General features: G+C 64.8%; 15 protein-coding genes. 9 read left to right on the forward strand and 6 right to left on the reverse strand.

Going from position 1 to position 17,286, the window contains the following annotated elements; translation table 11 throughout:
- Positions 1-77 precede the first annotated feature (77 nt).
- Positions 78-416 carry a hypothetical protein gene (locus tag AB7290_RS36080; protein WP_085398744.1) on the reverse strand — a complete coding sequence of 113 codons (339 nt, stop codon included), beginning with the start codon at positions 414-416 and terminating at the stop codon, positions 78-80.
- Between the two features lie 252 nt (positions 417-668).
- Between AB7290_RS36080 and AB7290_RS36085 the strand changes: the two genes are divergently transcribed.
- Together AB7290_RS36085 and AB7290_RS36090 are read left to right on the forward strand one after the other, a co-directional pair.
- Positions 669-902 carry a DUF3551 domain-containing protein gene (locus AB7290_RS36085; RefSeq protein WP_085398745.1) on the forward strand — a complete coding sequence of 78 codons (234 nt, stop codon included), beginning with the start codon at positions 669-671 and terminating at the stop codon, positions 900-902.
- Positions 903-1,237: 335 nt separating this feature from the next.
- The gene (locus AB7290_RS36090) at positions 1,238-2,776 is read left to right on the forward strand and encodes a peroxidase family protein (RefSeq protein ID WP_085398746.1); all 1,539 of its coding nucleotides are present in this window, start codon (positions 1,238-1,240) and stop codon (positions 2,774-2,776) included.
- A gap of 88 nt (positions 2,777-2,864) precedes the next feature.
- Here the strand turns inward: AB7290_RS36090 and AB7290_RS36095 are convergent, their stop codons facing one another.
- On the reverse strand, positions 2,865-3,383 hold the full coding sequence (locus tag AB7290_RS36095; RefSeq protein ID WP_085398747.1) for a hypothetical protein: 519 nt from the start codon (positions 3,381-3,383) through the stop codon (positions 2,865-2,867).
- A 38-nt stretch (positions 3,384-3,421) separates the two neighbouring features.
- Positions 3,422-4,969, reverse strand: a complete 1,548-nt coding sequence (locus AB7290_RS36100) for an acetolactate synthase large subunit (RefSeq protein WP_085398748.1) — start codon at positions 4,967-4,969, stop codon at positions 3,422-3,424.
- A gap of 269 nt (positions 4,970-5,238) precedes the next feature.
- Here AB7290_RS36100 and AB7290_RS36105 point away from each other — a divergent pair, with 269 nt between their 5' ends.
- Complete coding sequence (locus AB7290_RS36105) at positions 5,239-5,817, forward strand: L,D-transpeptidase (protein WP_063985416.1); 579 nt, start codon at positions 5,239-5,241, stop codon at positions 5,815-5,817.
- An 84-nt stretch (positions 5,818-5,901) separates the two neighbouring features.
- Positions 5,902-6,717: a DUF2927 domain-containing protein gene (locus AB7290_RS36110; protein WP_085398749.1), complete on the forward strand. Its 816-nt coding sequence runs from the start codon at positions 5,902-5,904 to the stop codon at positions 6,715-6,717.
- A 187-nt stretch (positions 6,718-6,904) separates the two neighbouring features.
- On the opposite strand, the gene AB7290_RS36115 is transcribed toward AB7290_RS36110, so the two are convergent.
- Entirely contained in the window at positions 6,905-8,032 is a 1,128-nt protein-coding gene (locus AB7290_RS36115) for a threonine synthase (protein WP_441254243.1), read from the reverse strand.
- Between the two features lie 388 nt (positions 8,033-8,420).
- Here AB7290_RS36115 and AB7290_RS36120 point away from each other — a divergent pair, with 388 nt between their 5' ends.
- From AB7290_RS36120 to upp, 3 genes are all read left to right on the forward strand, one after another.
- Entirely contained in the window at positions 8,421-9,677 is a 1,257-nt protein-coding gene (locus AB7290_RS36120) for a GTP cyclohydrolase II (protein WP_028159520.1), read from the forward strand.
- Between the two features lie 7 nt (positions 9,678-9,684).
- On the forward strand, positions 9,685-10,923 hold the full coding sequence (locus tag AB7290_RS36125; protein WP_085399835.1) for a URC4/urg3 family protein: 1,239 nt from the start codon (positions 9,685-9,687) through the stop codon (positions 10,921-10,923).
- A 252-nt stretch (positions 10,924-11,175) separates the two neighbouring features.
- Complete coding sequence (upp, locus tag AB7290_RS36130) at positions 11,176-11,805, forward strand: uracil phosphoribosyltransferase (protein ID WP_014492299.1); 630 nt, start codon at positions 11,176-11,178, stop codon at positions 11,803-11,805.
- Between the two features lie 66 nt (positions 11,806-11,871).
- Here upp and AB7290_RS36135 read toward each other — a convergent pair whose 3' ends face one another.
- Positions 11,872-12,984, reverse strand: a complete 1,113-nt coding sequence (locus AB7290_RS36135) for a M48 family metallopeptidase (protein WP_063985420.1) — start codon at positions 12,982-12,984, stop codon at positions 11,872-11,874.
- Positions 12,985-12,987: 3 nt separating this feature from the next.
- Positions 12,988-14,133 (reverse strand): YjgN family protein, encoded by a 1,146-nt coding sequence (locus AB7290_RS36140; protein ID WP_193560897.1) that lies wholly within the window; start codon positions 14,131-14,133, stop codon positions 12,988-12,990.
- Between the two features lie 400 nt (positions 14,134-14,533).
- Between AB7290_RS36140 and AB7290_RS36145 the strand changes: the two genes are divergently transcribed.
- The gene (locus tag AB7290_RS36145) at positions 14,534-15,799 is read left to right on the forward strand and encodes a cytochrome P450 (protein ID WP_085399840.1); all 1,266 of its coding nucleotides are present in this window, start codon (positions 14,534-14,536) and stop codon (positions 15,797-15,799) included.
- 54 nt (positions 15,800-15,853) lie between these two features.
- Positions 15,854-17,128, forward strand: a complete 1,275-nt coding sequence (locus AB7290_RS36150; protein WP_063985423.1) for a cytochrome P450 — start codon at positions 15,854-15,856, stop codon at positions 17,126-17,128.
- The last annotated feature ends 158 nt before the right edge of the window (positions 17,129-17,286 follow it).

Here is a 17,286-nt window from a genome sequence, read left to right on the forward strand (position 1 = left end):
CAAGGCGTCACACCAAGGCCGTCACACGATGGCACCGGCGGCCCGACGTCCGATCACGTCGCCCGCCGTGAGACCCATCACCGCTTATCGAACGGAATGTACCGCTGGTACTGCCTGGGCACAGAGTTGCGGTAGCGCGCGGGCACGGTGCCGCTGTCGACCGAATGATCGATTTCCTGCTGCCGCGTCATCTTCTTCTTCGCCGGCTTCTTCGATGCGCTCTTCTTGGAGTCGGCCGGCTGGCTGGAGGTGTCGCTGGTCGCGGCCGGCGTTGTCGTCGTCGCTGCCGGCGCAGTGGTTGTCGCGGCAGGCGCTGCGGTTCCACCGGCGGCCGGCGCATTCTGGGCCAGCGCGAGCGGTATTTGCATGAAAAGCGCCAGCGCTGCTGTCGCAGCCAGCAAATATGACCTTTGCATTAGAACCCAAAATACCTGATCCGAATGAGACAAGCCTGGTTCTCCGGGATCGACGCGCGCAAGTCTGCTCACGATAGGCCCGGACCCCCACCGCGAACTGTGGCGTAGATCACATTGCTGGCCGCCGGCTGCGTCATGATGTGCCATGTCGCGAACGCACGGCATTCCGCCGACACCAAGATAGGCATGACATGCCTCAGACGAGCCCAGCTCGCTGACGTACCCGTCCACCCGCTCTCGAAGGAGATTGAAATGCGTCGCATCATCCTCACTCTCGCATCGTTCGCCGCCCTGGTCGCCGTAGCATCCCCGGCCGCCCAGGCACATCCTGCAAACGATCGATATTGCCTGCAGGGACGCATGTGGGGCTATCCCGGCAACTGCCAGTTCGCGAGCTATCAGCAGTGCCTCGCCACCGCCTCCGGCACGTCGGCCTCTTGTGGCATCAATCCGCGCTACGCGTTCTCGCAGCAGCGTGCCTACTGACGACGTCGCGGCGTGCGCGCATGACGCGCACCCGCCACACTTATTGCGTGAAGACGATCCGCTTCGCCGACAGTCCGGCGAACTCACTTGCGCGAAGCCGCTCGTGCGCGCCGATGACGAGAATGTTATCCGTCATCGCACAGGGAAAAATTTGCAAAGCGCGGCCGCAGCTTGCTCGTAACGCTCCCTCCCGGAACAACATCGATGTCGCGCAGTGTGTGAAGCAGATCGCTTGTGGCACCCAATCGCCTGATCTAGCGTGACATGCATATTCTGTTGCGAACAACTTTAGCTTTATTCGTTGCACGTCGTGACTTTTCAGGGAGGTGTTTTCAATGAGCAGCCGCCACAGCATTGTTCCGCGCGGTCTGAACGCAACGCGTTCGCCGCTTTCCCAGGGCCGCTTCGGACGCATGTTCCGCAAGCTCACGCCGGCGAAATTCGGTCCGAACGACGCCGACAATGTCGCGAACCTTTCGGCGCTGGCCGACAAGATGGTCGCCGACTTCGATGGTCCGAAGGACGGGCCGGACGCGGAGGAGAGCGGCATTCCCGCGCTCTACACCTATTTCGGCCAGTTCATCGACCACGACATCACCTTCGATCCGGTCAGCTCGCTGACCAAGCAGCAGGATCCCGACGGGCTCGTCGACTTCCGCACGCCGTCGCTCGATCTGGACAATCTCTACGGCCGTGGTCCGAACGATCAGCCCTACATGTATGACGGCATCAAGTTCCGGCTCGGCGAGAAGCTGACCGGCGCGGGCGTACCCGATGCCAGCGACCTGCCGCGCTTCAAGGGCCGCGCCCTGATCGGCGACCCCCGCAACGACGAGAACAGCATCGTCTCGCAGTTCCAGGCCTTGATGCTGCGCTTTCACAACCGCATGGTCGACGACAACGACAGCCTGTCGTTCGAGGACGTGCAGCAGCGCGTCCGATTCCATTATCAATACGTCGTGCTGAACGACTTCCTGCCGCGCATCGTTCACGCCAGCGTGCTGGACGAGCTGAGGACCGCAGGCCAGTACGACCGCAGCAAGCTCGCCCACTACCACTGGAAGACTTACCCGTTCATGCCGGTCGAGTTCTCGGTTGCGGCCTACCGTCTCGGCCATTCCATGATCCGCCCCGGCTATCGGCTGAACGATGCGGACAACATGCTGCTGCAGATCTTCCCCGACCCCAACAATCCCGACAAAAACGCGCTGACCGGCTTCCGCGCCATGGGCCCGGGACGCGCCATGGATTGGGGCCGCTTCATCGATCTGGACACGCGTCCCTACGGCGTCGAGGACGACGACACCAACCCCGACAACAAGAAGCGGCTGCAGTTCGCCTATCGCATCGACGCCTCGCTGGTCGATCCGCTGCGCAAGCTGCCGCCGGAGGTCGCATCCAATCCGTCGTCGCTGGCGCTGCGCAATCTCGAGCGCAGCTGGCGGCTCGGCCTGCCCTCAGGCCAGGCCGTCGCCAAGGCGATGAACCTGACGCCGCTGACGGATGATCAGATCATCGTCGGCAAGGCCGTCGACGAACCCGGCGCGGGCGATCCGCAAACTGGGATCGCAACCATCGCGAACGGCGTGTTTGCCGGCAATTGCCCGCTCTGGACCTACATCCTTGCCGAGGCGCGGCAATTCCAGACCGCGGTGACGATCCCGGCCACCGGCGCGCCGGCGACCGGAATCAACACGCCGCAGCTCGGCCCCGTCGGCGGTCGCATCGTCGCCGAGGTCTTCCTCGGCATGATGTTCGGCGACCATTCCTCCGTGCTGTCGCTCGACCCGCAATGGACGCCGGTGACCGGCTCCAGCTTCGCGCTGAAGGACCTCGTCGCCTATGCGCTCGGCCAGGGCGATCCGCTGCACTGAGGCCTGATGAGATGAGACCCGTTCTTTGTGCTGCGTGACAAGGCGTGGATGGCCGGGACAGGCCCGGCCATGACGCTGTGGAGACGGTCTAATGCGCGGCCCCGAGACCGCTCTCCTCCAGCCGCGCCGCAAACCATAGCGACAGCGGCTGATCGACCAGGCCGCTGACATAGACTTCCGAAATCGTCACATGCTGCCTGTCCAGCACCAGCAGCACGCCGATCCAGTACGCGAACCACACATGCGCGTCGGTCAGCGCCATCAGCTTGTGCTGGTCGTGCTCGAGCGAGGTGTGATTGCTCGCCTTGCGGATCTCGACGGCGAGCAGATTGTTCGGGATCTCGCGCTGATGCACGACGACATCGGGGTAGATCGATTTTCCCAGATGATCGTCGGTGGAGACGATCGTGCCGTGCGGCAGATGCAGCGTGCGCTCGCCGAGGCGGTCGTAGTTGCAATCGACTGACCAGCCCGAGAATTGCCGCTCCAGATAGACGGCAAAGCGGTGCGTCACCGCCCGCTCGCCGACGTCCTTCTCGAACAAGAATCCTTCGTGAGCGTAGAAGTCCCGGAGCGCCGCGATCACCTTGTTCAGCTCGGTCTGCATCTTGCCCCCCGGCCCTCGGCGCTCCCTGGTGCTGTGCCCTACATCTGGACTTCGATCAGCCGCGGCCCGGGCTCGGCGACGGCTTCGGCCAGAGCCTTGTTGAACTCTTCGGCATTGGTGACGGCGCGGCCGGGGACGCCCATGCCCTTCGCCAGCGCGACGAAGTCCAGCGTCGGACGGTCGAGGCGCAGCATGTCGTTGGCACGCTGGCCGGGCTCGCCGGCGCCGACATTGTCGAACTCGCCGCGCAGGATCTGGTAGATGCGGTTGGCGAACACGATGGTGACGATGTTGAGGTTCTCGCGGGCCTGCGTCCACAGCGACTGGATCGTGTACATCGCGCTGCCGTCGCCGACCATGGTGATCACCTTGCGGTCCGGACATGCGATCGCGGCGCCGATCGAAAGCGGCGTGGAGAAGCCGATCGAGCCGCCCATGTTCTGGAGCCAGTCGTGCGGAGCGGCCGCCGCCGTCGGCGGGAAGAAGCCGCGGCCGGTGGTCAGGGATTCGTCGACCATGATCGCGTTCTCGGGGATGGCGCATGCGATCGCCTGCGCGATCGAGGCGAAGGTCAGCGCGCCGGTCGGCTTCACCAGCTCAGCCAGGGCCTGCGGCTTGACGTCCTTCGCGCTCGCCTTCACCGCGCCGGCCAGTGCTTCGAGCGCCGCGACCGAATTCTCGCCCCAGGAGGTCATGCGATGCACCTCGCAGCCCTCGGGCTTGAGCATGCTCGGCTTGTTCGGATAGGCGAAGAACGCCACCGGATCATCGGACTCGATCAGCACGATGTGCCGGAACTTCGCCAGCATCGGCAGCGCGTTCTCGATCACGTAATGAATGCGGTCGATCGAATAGCGGCCGCGGCCGCGCGCCATCTTGGGACGGAAGGTCGGGCCCATCACCGTGCAGCCGGTCTTGCCGGCGATACGCTCGGCCAGCGCCAGGCCCTGTTCGCTCAGCGCGCTGCCGGTCATCAGCAGCAGCGTACCCTCGCCATCGCCGTGCAGGATCTTCGCGGCCCGCTCGACCGCCTGCGGCGAATAGCTGGCGCGCTGCTGCTCGGCCGGTACCTCGGCGATGCCATCGGCCTCGTTCCAGGCGGTGTCGGCGGGCAGTATCAGGGTCGCGATCTGTGGCGGTGCGCTCTTGGCGGCGGCGATCGCCGCGGCGCCGTCAGCTGCAACCGATTTGGAGTCCGGCGAGGTGCGGACCCAGGACGACATCGGCCGGGCCAGGCCCTCGATGTCGGAGGTCAGCGGCGCGTTGTAGTCGATGTGGTAGACCGCATGCTGGCCGACGATGTTGACGATGCCGGAATTCGCCTTCTTGGCGTTGTGCAGATTGGCCAGGCCATTGGCCAGGCCAGGGCCGAGATGGAGCAGCGTCGAAGCCGGCGTGCCCTTCATGCGGAAATAGCCGTCAGCGGCGCCGGTCACCACGCCTTCGAACAGGCCGAGCACGCAGCGCATGCCCGGCACGCGGTCGAGCGCCGCGACAAAATGCATCTCGGAGGTGCCTGGGTTGGTGAAGCAGACATCCACCCCACCCTTGACCATCGTCCGCACCAGGCTTTCCGCACCGTTCATCCCAAAGCTCCCTGCAACCGGCAATATTCAAATGTCCGCTCGATCAATCATTGTTCGCCGCCTCCGTCAAAGCAATAGCCGGCATCGCCGGCCTGCCCCGCGCGACGATCCGCTTGTTTGGCTAATGCTTTCAGGCAAATTAGCGTGGTTGCCGGTTTGGCAACGCCAGACGTTAAGGATGATCTCCCTCACGGGCCCGTGGCTTGCGAAATGCCCGCAAATATGGCCTGTGACTTCAGTTGAATCCGATTTTTTTACTGGGGGAAACAATGATCCGATTTTTTGCCGCGCCGATTGCCGCCATCGCATTGCTGTCGGCCACCGCCGGCGGCGCATTCGCCGAGGGGTTCGACTCGCGCGAGATCATGGGCTTCGGCCCGAGCTTCTTCCGCGGCGGCTCTAGCCCGATCCCCCGCACCACCATCATGTACAACGGCAATTACGCCCCCGGCACGATCGTGGTGAACACGAGCGAGCGCCGCCTGTATCTGGTGCTCCAGAACGGCCAGGCGCTGCGCTACGGCATCGGCGTCGGCCGCGACGGCTTCCGCTGGGGCGGAGTGCACAGGATCACCGCCAAGAAGGAATGGCCGGACTGGACGCCGCCGTCGCAGATGCTGGCCCGCCGGCCCGACCTGCCGCGCCACATGAAGGGCGGCATCGAGAATCCGCTCGGCGCGCGCGCGATGTATCTGGGCTCGACGCTCTACCGCATCCACGGCTCCAACGAGCCGGAGACGATCGGCCAGGCCGTGTCCTCGGGCTGCTTCCGCATGACCAACGAGGACGTCAGCGATCTCTACAGCCGCGTCTCGGTCGGCACCAAGGTGGTCGTGCTCAACAACTAGCCGTCGGCGAACTGCGGGAACCCGCAGGGCGCGTGAATATGCGGTCTTGTGCGTCGCTGCCGAATACGGCAGCGTCGGGTCGTAATGAGCGCATTGGCCCCGCCTTCGTCAGGCTTTCGCATCGCCCTGCTGGCGCTCGCCACTTTCGCGTTCGCCCCTGACACCGCTACCATCGCCGTCGCGGGCGAATTGCCCGCGATCGCCTCGCGCCAGCGCGCCGAGAAGAAGAGCTTCACCGACGGCGAGATCGTCGAAGGCTTTCTGAAGACGGCGTTCGGCGCCGAATACCACCTCGCCGGCCGCGTCGACCGCATCCGGAAATTCGACGGGCCGGTGCGCGTCTACGCCGAGAGCGAGCGCGCCGACCGCAAGACGCAGCTCGCCAAGGTCGTGGCCGACATCGGCAGGCGCGTGCAGCATCTCGACATCGCCATGATCGACACCAGCGAAGCCGCGAACGTGCGGGTGAAGCTGGTTCGCGACCGCGACCTGTTTCGGACGATTTCCAGCTTCTACGGCGCGGAGAAGGCGCGCGAGATCCGCACCTCGCTCGATCCGCAATGCCTGTCCGGCTTCCGCAAGAACGACAATTTCGAGATCGAGCATTCCGACGTCATCCTCACCGTCGACAACGGCGATTTCACCTTCCTCGATTGCGCCTATGAGGAACTGCTGCAATCGCTCGGCCCTATCAACGACACCGCGAGCGTGCCGTGGACCATGTTCAACGACAATGTGTCGATGGGCTATTTCGACGTCTACGACCAGTACATCCTCAACCTGCTCTACGATCCCCGCATCAAACCCGGCATGACCGTGCAGGAGGTCAGGGCGGTGCTGCCCCAGGTGCTCGCCGATGTGCGCGCCTGGGTGAAGCGCGTGAATGATTTGAAGGAGTGAGGCGCGTCTTACCCTCCCCTGGAGGGGGAGGGTCGGCTCGCGGCGCGTCAGCGACGTGAGACGGGGTGGGGTGAAAGTCTCTCCACCGAAGCGCTGCCCGTGTGGAGAGATCACCCCACCCCGCTCGCGCTACGCGCGATCGACCCTCCCCCTCCAGGGGAGGGTAAGCGGAACGCCTCCTCCGCCTCTACTGCACGAGATCAGCAACCGTGGCCGCAGCCTTCAGGCCCGTGCCGGTGAGGACCACAACCGTGGTCTCGTTCGCCTTGATAGATCCCGCCGCGGAGAGTTTTTCCAATGCAGCAGCCGCGCTGGCGCTGGTCGGTTCGGCAAACAATCCCTGCCGCGCAAGACGCCGCAACGCGGCGACGATCTCGTCCTCGGTCAGCGCAACGGTGCCGCCGCCGCTCTCGCGCAAGCTCCCGATGATCTCGCGCAGGCGCAGCGGATTCTTGATGGCGGTGCCTTCGGCGACGGTCTTGTTCACCTCGCGGGCGACCGGCGTGTCGACACCCGCCTTGAAGCTTGCATCGATCGGCGAGCAGTTTAGCGGCTGCGCCGCGAACAGGCGCGGCAGCTTCGCGATCTGCCCGGCTTTCAACAGCTCGCGGAAACCGAAGGCGCAACCGAGCAGGCTGCCGCCGGCGCCAACGGGAACGATGATATTGTCGGGCGCGCGAAAACCGAGGTCTTCCCAGATTTCATAGGCGAGCGACTTGGTGCCTTCGAGGAAGAACGGCTGCCAATTGTGGCTGGCATAAAAGGTCTGGCTCGACTGGCGGATGGCCTCGGCCTCCGACTCCTCGCGCGGCCCCTCGACGAGTTGAACCGCGGCGCCATAGGCGCGCACCTGCGCGATCTTGGCCGGCGACGTCGAGGCTGGCGCCAGGATCTTCACGCGCGTGCCGCCGGCGGCACCTAATCCCGCCATCGACGAGCCGCCATTGCCCGAGGAGTCCTCCAGGATCGCGTCGACGCCGATTTGCCGCAGGAATGACAGCATCACCGAAGAGCCCCTATCCTTGAAGCTGCCGGTCGGGTTGAACCATTCGAGCTTGAAGAACGGACGCAAATCGCCCCAGTCCTGCTGGACCAGCGGCGTGCAGCCTTCGCCGAGCGTGATCGGCTTCTTGATCTCGACCGGCAGCGCCGCCCGGTAGCGCCAGAGCGAGCGCGTGGCGCCGTCGATGTCCGCGCGCGATATGCCTGGTCCCGGCGTCACCAGCAGCGGCGTCCGCTCGTCCGAGCACCAGCGCGGCTGGTCCAGCGGATAGAGCCGTCCGTTACGGGGGTCGATGTAGCTGGCGGTGGGCATGGCAGTCTCCAGGCGAGAGGCGATCTATACGATTTGTCCGATTATGTGGGTCTGGTCCAGTCCACGGCACCGCGGTGGCGCAACCGCCGCGCCGCCCTCTTGAAAACATAAAAAATATAACTAGTTCAAATCCTTAGACCTATCGCGCGGATCGAATAGCAAGGTTCGGCCGGGGCGAAGGAGCGGCATCCAGGCGAGCCGGACCTGCCCGTCGGTGACGGGAATTTGGCCAGGGTCGCCTGCCCGGCGGGGAACCATTAACTTGTCTGTCGTCGCCAGCCGCTACAATATGTTGGATTGAGCTCGCGTCGCCGGTGTTCGGCACCGGCAACGCAAGTGAGCCAGGCCCGTCCGAGCGGCGGGCCGTCGGCTTTTTGGGAGCCTGGACATGAGCCGCGCGAACCGTACCGATCACATCCGCCTGACCTCCCATCCGGAGCCGGGCAAAAAGGCCGCGTTTCCGATTCACTGGGGCGCAGCCGACGCACGCACCCGGGGGCCGATCATCGGCACGGTATCGCGCGCTGGGGATCGCAACGTGATCGGCAGCCATGGCGGCTCCTACGCCATGTACCGGGCGCTCGCGGTGTCCGCCGGCGCGCTCGATCCGATCCGCCGGCCCGACCTCACCAACACCTTTCCGGCCGCGACCATCGGGCCGTTCGAGCAATGGCGCGATCCCGACAAGATCGTCGCGCTCGATCCCTGGGGGCATCTCGTCGCGGAGAATTTCGGCAAGGACATCGCCGAGGGCGTCGACATCAGGCCGAGCATCGCGGTGACGCGCGCGCGGCTCGACCTGCCGGAGATCCGCGAGGCGCTCGCCGCAAAACGGCTGCGCGCCGACGGCGAGGTCGTGCACGCCAATGGCAGCGTGTCGGTGGTGAAAATCGCGATCGATCCGGTCTGGTACCTGCCGGGCCTTGCGACGCGCTTCGGCACCGGCGAGACCGAGCTGCGGCGCACGCTGTTCGAGCAGACCGCCGGCATGTTCCCCGAGTTGGTCACCCGGCCGGACATGAAGGTATTCCTGCCGCCGATCGGCGGCACCACCGTCTACATGTTCGGCGATGTGACAAAACTTCCGGACCACCGCACCAAGATCACCTGCCGCGTGCATGACGAGTGCAACGGCTCCGACGTGTTCGGCTCCGACATCTGCACCTGCCGCCCCTATCTCATCCACGGCATCGAGGAATCCGCGCGCGGCGCGCAGGAGGGCGGGCTCGGGCTCGTCATCTACAACCGCAAGGAAGGCCGCGCGCTCGGCGAGGTCACCAAATTCCTGGTCTACAATGCGCGCAAGCGCCAGGAGGACGGCGACGCGGCGGCCGCCTATTTCGAGCGCACCGAATGCGTCGCCGGCGTCCAGGACGCGCGCTTCCAGCAATTGATGCCGGATACGATCCACTGGCTCGGCCTGAAGCGCATCGACCGTTTCCTGTCGATGAGCGACATGAAGCATGACGCGCTGACCTCGCAGGGCATCGACATCGTCGAGCGCGTGCCGATCCCGCCGGAGCTGATCCCGGCCGACGCCTATGTCGAGATCGCCGCGAAAAAGGCTGCCGGCTATTACTCGACCGACATCGCGCCGGAGAAGGACGTGAACGGCGTGGTCGGGCGCTCGCTGGAAAAGTACTGATCGCGCGATGGCGGAGGCTTTGGAACAACAGGCCCGCTCCCTGCTCAGCGCAGGAGCGGTTCGCGCGCGTGCCGCAAAAATGCTCGAGATCGGCCTCGCCGGCGGGCTCCGGCACTTCACGATCGACCTCGACCGCATGGACGGCGTCGCGGAGGCCGTGATCGCGGTCACGCGCAAGGCCTATCCGACGCTGGAGATTCCCTTCCATGCCCGCTGGCGGCATTTCGTGCTCGGCGGCGTCGATCGCTGGGCGAGGCTTGCCAACGTCGCATCGTGGCCGGATCGCGCGGCACGTGCGCGCGCCGAGTTCGACCTCGCCATTGTCAGCGTGCTGCTCGACGCAGGTGCGGGAGCCACGTGGCGCTATCGCGACGCTGTGACCGGCGAAAGTATCGGCCGATCGGAGGGGCTTGCCATCGCAAGCCTCGACATGTTTGCAGGCGGCCTGTTCTCCGGCGATGCGCGTGCGCCGTTCAGGGCCGATGCAGACGTGCTGGCGAAACTACCGCTCGCCTCCCTCACCTCCGCCTTTCAGGCGAGCGATGCCAATCCGCTGCTCGGTCTCGACGGACGCACTGATCTGCTGCGACGTCTGGGCAAGCTGGTTGCCGAGCGCGCGGACATCTTCGGCCTGCACGATACGCCGCGGCCAGGCGGCCTGTTCGATCACATCGCGGCACAGGCCGTGGGGGGCGCGGTCGCCGCGCCCGCCATCCTGTCCGCAGTGCTGAACCAGCTTGGACCGATCTGGCCGTCACGGCTCGAGCTCGCCGGGATTCCGCTCGGCGATTGCTGGCGTCATCCGGCGATCGGGGCGGACGACGGAACGGCAGGCCTCGTACCCCTGCACAAGCTGTCGCAATGGCTGAGCTATTCGCTGATCGAACCGCTGCAGCGCGCCGGCTTTGACGTCACCGACATCGACGGCCTCACCGGCCTCGCCGAATACCGCAATGGCGGCCTGTTCGTCGATCACGAGGTGCTGCGCCTGCGCGACGCCGCCGATGCCGAGCGCGCGCATGCGGTGGATTCCCTGCTCGTCGTAGAATGGCGCGCGCTCACCGTCGCGCTGCTCGACCGGCTTGCGGGCAGCATCCGCGCCAGGCTCGGCCGCACGCCCGAGACCTTGCCCCTCGCGAGCATTCTCGAAGGTGGCAGCTGGGCCGCCGGCCGCGCCATCGCCTTCGCGCGCCGGCCGGACGGCGCGCCGCCGCTCAAGGTGATCAGCGACGGCACGGTTTTCTAAACCCTCTCCCCCTGTGGGAGAGGGTGGCTTCGCGAAAGCGAAGCCGGGTGAGGGGTTGTCTCCGCGAGGGCATCTCTCATTGGAGTTCGTGGAGAGAGACCCCTCATCCGGCGCCGTAGCCGATGCGGGGCATCGGCGTTCTTAAGAACGGCGGCCCAAGGGCCGCCTATGCCACCTTCTCCCACAGGGGGAGAAGGGAAGAAGCAACGGCCCGTCGCGTTTCACCCAAGTGCATTTCGTTAGGAGCGTTTCATGGAAGGCGTCACGATCGTCGATCATCCGCTGGTGCAGCACAAGCTGACGCTGGTGCGGGACAAGTCCATCTCGACCAAGTCCTTCCGCGAGCTGATCAAGGAGATCGGCATGCTGCTGTGCTACGAGATCACGCGGGATCTGCCGCTCGCCGATACCGTCATCGAGACGCCGCTGGCGACGATGCATTCGGCCAAGATCGCCGGCAAGAAGCTGGTATTCGTGCCGATGCTGCGCGCCGGCACGACCTTCGTCGACGGCATGATGGATCTGGTGCCGACCGCGCGCGTCGCCCATATCGGCCTCTACCGCGAGCCGCACAGTTTTGCCGCGGTCGAGTATTTCTTCAAATCGCCGTCCGACCTCAGCGAGCGCCTCGCGATCGTGGTGACCCCGGTGGTCGCGACCGCCAACACGGCCGTCGCCGCAATCGACCGGCTGAAGGAGCGCGGCGCCAGGGACATCCGTCTCGCCTGCCTGATCGCGGCCCCTGAAGGGCTCGAACGGCTGCGCGGACTGCATCCCGACGTTCCGATCTGGACGGCTGCAGTGGACGAAGGTCTCGACGAGAACGGCTTTATCCTGCCGGGCCTCGGCGATGCCGGCGACCGCGCTTACGGGACGCGGTAGGCGCGGAGCTCTTTTTTTGACGCGTTTTCTTCACGCGAACCGGTCGCCACTTCGCTCGAAAACGCTCTAGATCTTCCCGCTGCCGCAAATCAGCTTGAGCGACTGCCATTCCTTGTCCGTCAGCAGCGGCGGGCCGCTGGCGGGACGATCTTCCTTCGTCATGCGTGCGAGGCGGTCTTCGGTGAGCGGGTGGCTCGCCAGGATCGTGGTGAGGCCGGAGCCGCCTTCCTTGCCGGTGATGCGGAACATCAGTTCGGCCGCGGGTTTCGGCGAGCGGCCGAGCTTGTGCATGATCTCGATCGCAAACGTATCCGCGGCGGTCTCGGCCTCGCGCGAATAGGAGGCTTCGACCACGCTGCGCGAGGCGAAGATCACGGCGCTCGAGCCGGTGACGTCGCCGAACAACAGGCCGATCAGGAACGATGTGCCGCCGTTGTAGATCAGCCCGCGCATGTTGTCGTAATGCTTGAGATGGCCGAGCTCATGGGCAAGGATGCCGGCGAGTTCGTCGGGGTTTTCGGCCTTGTCGACCAGGCCCCTCAGCACGTACACCTTGCCGCCGGGCAGCGCGAATGCATTCGGCACCGAGGTCGGCAGTACACCGGCCGTCATGGAATCGTCGTCGAGGCCGGCGGCATCGCGCAGACGATTGACCAGTTTTGTGAACGCGGCTTTGCCCGCGGGGTCTTCGCACGCCTTGCGGCCGAAGATGGTTTTCACCTGGACTTCGGAGGCGTCGCCAATGCGCCGTTCGATCGGCTTGGGCACCAGCGGCGCTAGCCGGTCGGCAGCGAGCGGCACACCGAACAGCACGACGCAAACGATGGAGACGGCGGCGGCCACCGACCAGCCGACGATCTTTGCGACACCGCGGCGCGACGTCTGGTGCTCGTCGAGACGCATGCAGCGGGCGGTCACGTCGGCGGCGAGCGCGGCGTCGCGAATTTCAAGCCGCGCCAGCGGCGGCGCGGATGTCGAGGCCAGGCGCAATATCCCGGCCGGACTGTCGGCGCGGCGAATGTCGGCATAGGTCCAGCGAACCGGCGCTCCGCCCTCCTCGACGATGTCGAGCGCGTCACCGAGCGCCAGCGACACCTCCCGCCTGCGGCTCGACACGCCGTCGAAGAATATCGTCGGCTTGGCGGACTGCGCCGGAACCTCGGTGGACAACTCACTCACAGATCAGAATCCCGCGACATCGAGCCCATCGGCAAAGCCTTCGCCGAGCGCGCTGGCAAGCTCACCGCTGCCGCGTACATCCGCCGCGGCCCCGATGTTGTGCACCTCGACGGTTTCCAGCACCTTGGCCCAGAGATCGCGCTGCAGATAGACCCGCATGACGATGTTGATCGCTAGCGCCACGGCGAAATAGCCGATCACCATCATGACCAGCATCGGGATGCTCTTGCCGGCATTTCCGGGGCCGAAGACCTGATCAGCCGGAACGCCACTTAGCTGGACGACGAGTAAGGCGCCACCGCCCATATAGGCGGCGAAAACGGTCGAAAGCAGCATCCACCAGCCGATCACTTTCCAGTACAGGCCGTAGAACGCGTTGTGCGGCAACTCCGAGGACAGGCTGACACCGCCGATGCGGATGCCGTCGAGCCACCAGCGCCATTCACGCGCCTTGAACTCGGCATAGAAGAACGGGGCGAGCGGGAAGATCACGAGTGCGATCGGGCTCAAGAGCCACAGCCACCAGCCGCGCTTGAAGAAGGTCCAGCCGTCGCCTTCGAAGTCGCCGGAGAGATCGCCGTAATGGGTGTGCCGCATCTTGTAGCGTTCGAGCGACGCCTCGCGCCAGGGCAGCGCCAGGCCGAGGGTGAGGAACACCAGCAGGCCCCACGCCATGGCCCGGAACGAATAGGCCCAGCCCGAGCCGTCCATCCAGAACCGGACGCCGCGCCAGACCGTGCGCGTCAGGCGATAGCGCCGCGCGCGAAAAATCGCGAACTGTCCGAAGGCGTAGAAGCTGATGAACAGCGGCGTCGAGGCAAAGCCCTGCCAGCGCTCGAACTCGATGCCGATGAGAAAATAAGCGAGGTAGATCGGCACCAGGATCGCGAGCGCGAACAGGAAGCCGACCAGCAGCTCCTTGGCCCGGCCGGTGTATTCGGCCGCATCGCCGTCGACCGCGGTGTTCGTCCACAAATGACGGCGGATGTCGGTGACCAGCCAGAACCGGTAGAAGCCGAAGGTGACGAGCTCAAGCATGGCACCCTTGGTGACCAATTTGCGGAACTCGGAGCGGTTGCCGGTGAAGTCGACCCGCGTGGGCGGCAGCGGCGGGGGTAAGGGTTCGGAGCCGATGGGGGCCCATTGCATGTCGTTCACGGCGGCAACCTCGGGGTGCGGACCTGATACGGTCAAACTATAGATCAGAGATTTGGTCGATCCCCAAGATGGCTGGGTTCGATTTACCTCGATTTCTCGCATGATTCCGCAGGCGCGGGGGTGCGGGAGATCACGTTGACACATCTGCGTGACGGTTGCTGATCCGTAGCCCGATGACAGGCTCCGCGTCATCCGGGACAGCGCCAATGGCGGCCCGAATCCCGGATTTCGCTCCGCTCCATCCGGGCTACGCATCTAGCCACCTCTCGCAAAGGTTGGATGTGGCAAAAGTCTCCCTTGTTCCGACGCAGACAACCGGCTGTAATTGCAAATCAAATACCGCAGCGCAGAATTCAACGAGAACGCGCGGTTCATGTCAGGGAGAGCGGTCATGCATGGGACCATCGAGAGCGCGGCGAAGCTCGACGAGCTACGCGCGCGCGCCACGTCACTGCCGCTGGAGCAGTTCGATCCGGGCGATCCCGAGTTGTTCAGGACCGATACGTTCTGGCCGTATTTCGATCGGCTGCGCCGCGAAGATCCCGTGCACTATTGCAAGGACTCGATGTTCGGGCCGTACTGGTCGGTGACGCGCTACAACGACATCATGGAGATCGAGACCAACCATTCGGTGTTCTCCTCGGCCTCCGCGCTCGGCGGCATCACCATCCGCGACATCGACCCGGACCTGCGCCGCGAGAGTTTCATCTCGATGGATCCGCCGCGCCACGCGGCGCAGCGCAAGACCGTGGCGCCGATGTTCACACCGACGCATCTGGACAATCTCGCGCTCAGCATCCGCGAGCGCTCCGCCGAGTGCCTCGACAATCTGCCCGTGGGCCAGGTGTTCGACTGGGTCGATCGTGTCTCGATCGAGCTCACCACGCAGATGCTCGCGGTGCTGTTCGACTTTCCCTGGGAGGACCGCCGCAAGCTGACGCGCTGGTCCGATATCGCGACCACCATTCCCGGCCCCGACGGCCTCGTCGCCACCGAAGACGAACGGCAGGCCGAGCTGACCGAATGTGCGGGCTATTTCGCGCGGCTGTGGAAGGAGCGCATCGAGCAGCCGCCGAAGAGTGACCTGCTCTCGATGATGGCGCATGGTGCCGCGACGCGCGACATGGATGCAAAAAACTTCCTCGGCAATCTCATCCTTTTGATCGTCGGCGGCAACGACACCACCCGCAACACGATGTCGGGATCGATCTACGCGCTGAGCCAGCATCCGGAGCAGTATCGCAAGCTGCGCGAGAACCCCGGCCTGCTCGACAGTTTCGTGCCGGAGGTGATCCGCTGGCAGACGCCGCTGGCGCATATGCGGCGCACCGCGCTTGCCGACTTCGAGTTCCGCGGCAAGCAGATCAAGCAAGGTGACAAGGTCGTGATGTGGTACGTCTCGGGCAACCGCGACGAGGAAGCGATCGAAAAGCCCTACGATTTCATCATCGACCGCGCCCGCCCGCGTACGCACCTCTCTTTCGGCTTCGGCATTCACCGTTGCGTCGGCTTGCGGCTTGCCGAACTTCAGCTCAAGATTATCTGGGAAGAGATCCTCAAGCGCTTCGACCATATCGACGTGGTCGGCGAACCCAAACGGGTCTATTCGAGTTTCGTAAAGGGACTTGAAACCTTGCCGGTGAAGATCACGGCGTGAGATCACTCCCTCTCCCCGCTTGCGGGGAGAAAGAGAAACACTGGAGCTACTACCATGAACATCCAGACTCCGGTCAAAACCGACAACGCCGAACGCATGCGCAGGGCCCGCGAGGAGGCCTATGCGACGCCGCTGGCGCAATTCCACCCCGGCGCACCCAGGCTGTTCCAGGACGACACCTTGTGGCCGTGGTTCGAGCGGCTGCGCAAGGAAGAGCCGGTGCACTACTGCACCAATGCGCCGATCGAGCCGTACTGGTCGGTGGTGAAGTACAACGACATCATGCATGTCGACACCAGTCACGGCATCTTCTCCTCGGACTCGACGCTCGGCGGCATCGGGATCCGCGACGTGCCGCAGGGCTATGACTGGCCGAGCTTCATCGCGATGGACCAGCCGCAGCACTCGGCGCAGCGCAAGACGGTGTCGCCGATGTTCACGCCGACGCATCTGGACGAGCTGGCAAAACTGATCCGCCAGCGCTCGCAGACCGTGCTCGACAATCTACCCCGCAACGAGACCTTCAATTTCGTCGAACGCGTCTCGATCGAGCTGACGACGCAGATGCTGGCGACCCTGTTCGACTTCCCCTGGGAAGAACGCCGCAAGCTGACGCGCTGGTCCGATGTCGCGACCGCCCTGCCCAAGAGCGGCATCGTCGCCTCGGCCGAAGAGCGCCGCCGCGAGATGGACGAATGCTACGCCTACATGTCCAAGCTCTGGAACGAACGCGTCAACTCCGCGCCGCGCAACGATTTGCTGTCGCTGATGGCACATAATGATGCGACGCGCTTCATGGACCCCGACAATCTCATGGGCAACATCATCCTGCTCATCGTCGGCGGCAACGACACCACGCGCAACACCATGAGCGGCTCGGTGCTGGCGCTGAGCGAGAACCCGGACCAGTTCGACAAGCTGCGCGCCAATCCGGAGCTGATCGACTCCATGGTGCCCGAGGTGATCCGCTGGCAGACGCCGCTGGCGCATATGCGGCGTACCGCGCTTGCCGACACCGAAATCGGCGGCAAGCATATCAAGAAAGGCGACCGCGTCGTGATGTGGTACGTCTCGGGCAACCGCGACGAGGAGATGTTCGAGAAGCCAAACGACTTCATCATCGACCGCCCGCGGCCGCGCACCCACCTCTCCTTCGGCTTCGGCATCCACCGCTGCGTCGGCATGCGCCTCGCCGAGCTGCAGCTGCGGATCGTGTGGGAGGAGATGCTGAAGCGCTTCGACCGCATCGAGGTGGTCGGCGAGCCCAAGCGGATCTATTCGAGCTTCATCAAGGGATATGAGTCGTTGCCGGTGAGGATTCCGGGGTAGGCGTGCTCTAGGGACTACCTTAAGGCAAGCGGCCTCGCCAATCTCTGCTGTCATGCCCCGCGCAGGCGGGGCATCCAGTACGCCGCGGCTCCTCGATTCTAGCCGCGCCGTCTCTGGAATACTGGATTGCTCGCCTTCGCGGGCAATGACACCGAGTG

The sequence above is a fragment of the Bradyrhizobium sp. 613_E4_N2_2 genome, from assembly GCF_052075995.1.
Classification (GTDB): Bacteria; Pseudomonadota; Alphaproteobacteria; order Rhizobiales; family Xanthobacteraceae; genus Bradyrhizobium; species Bradyrhizobium barranii.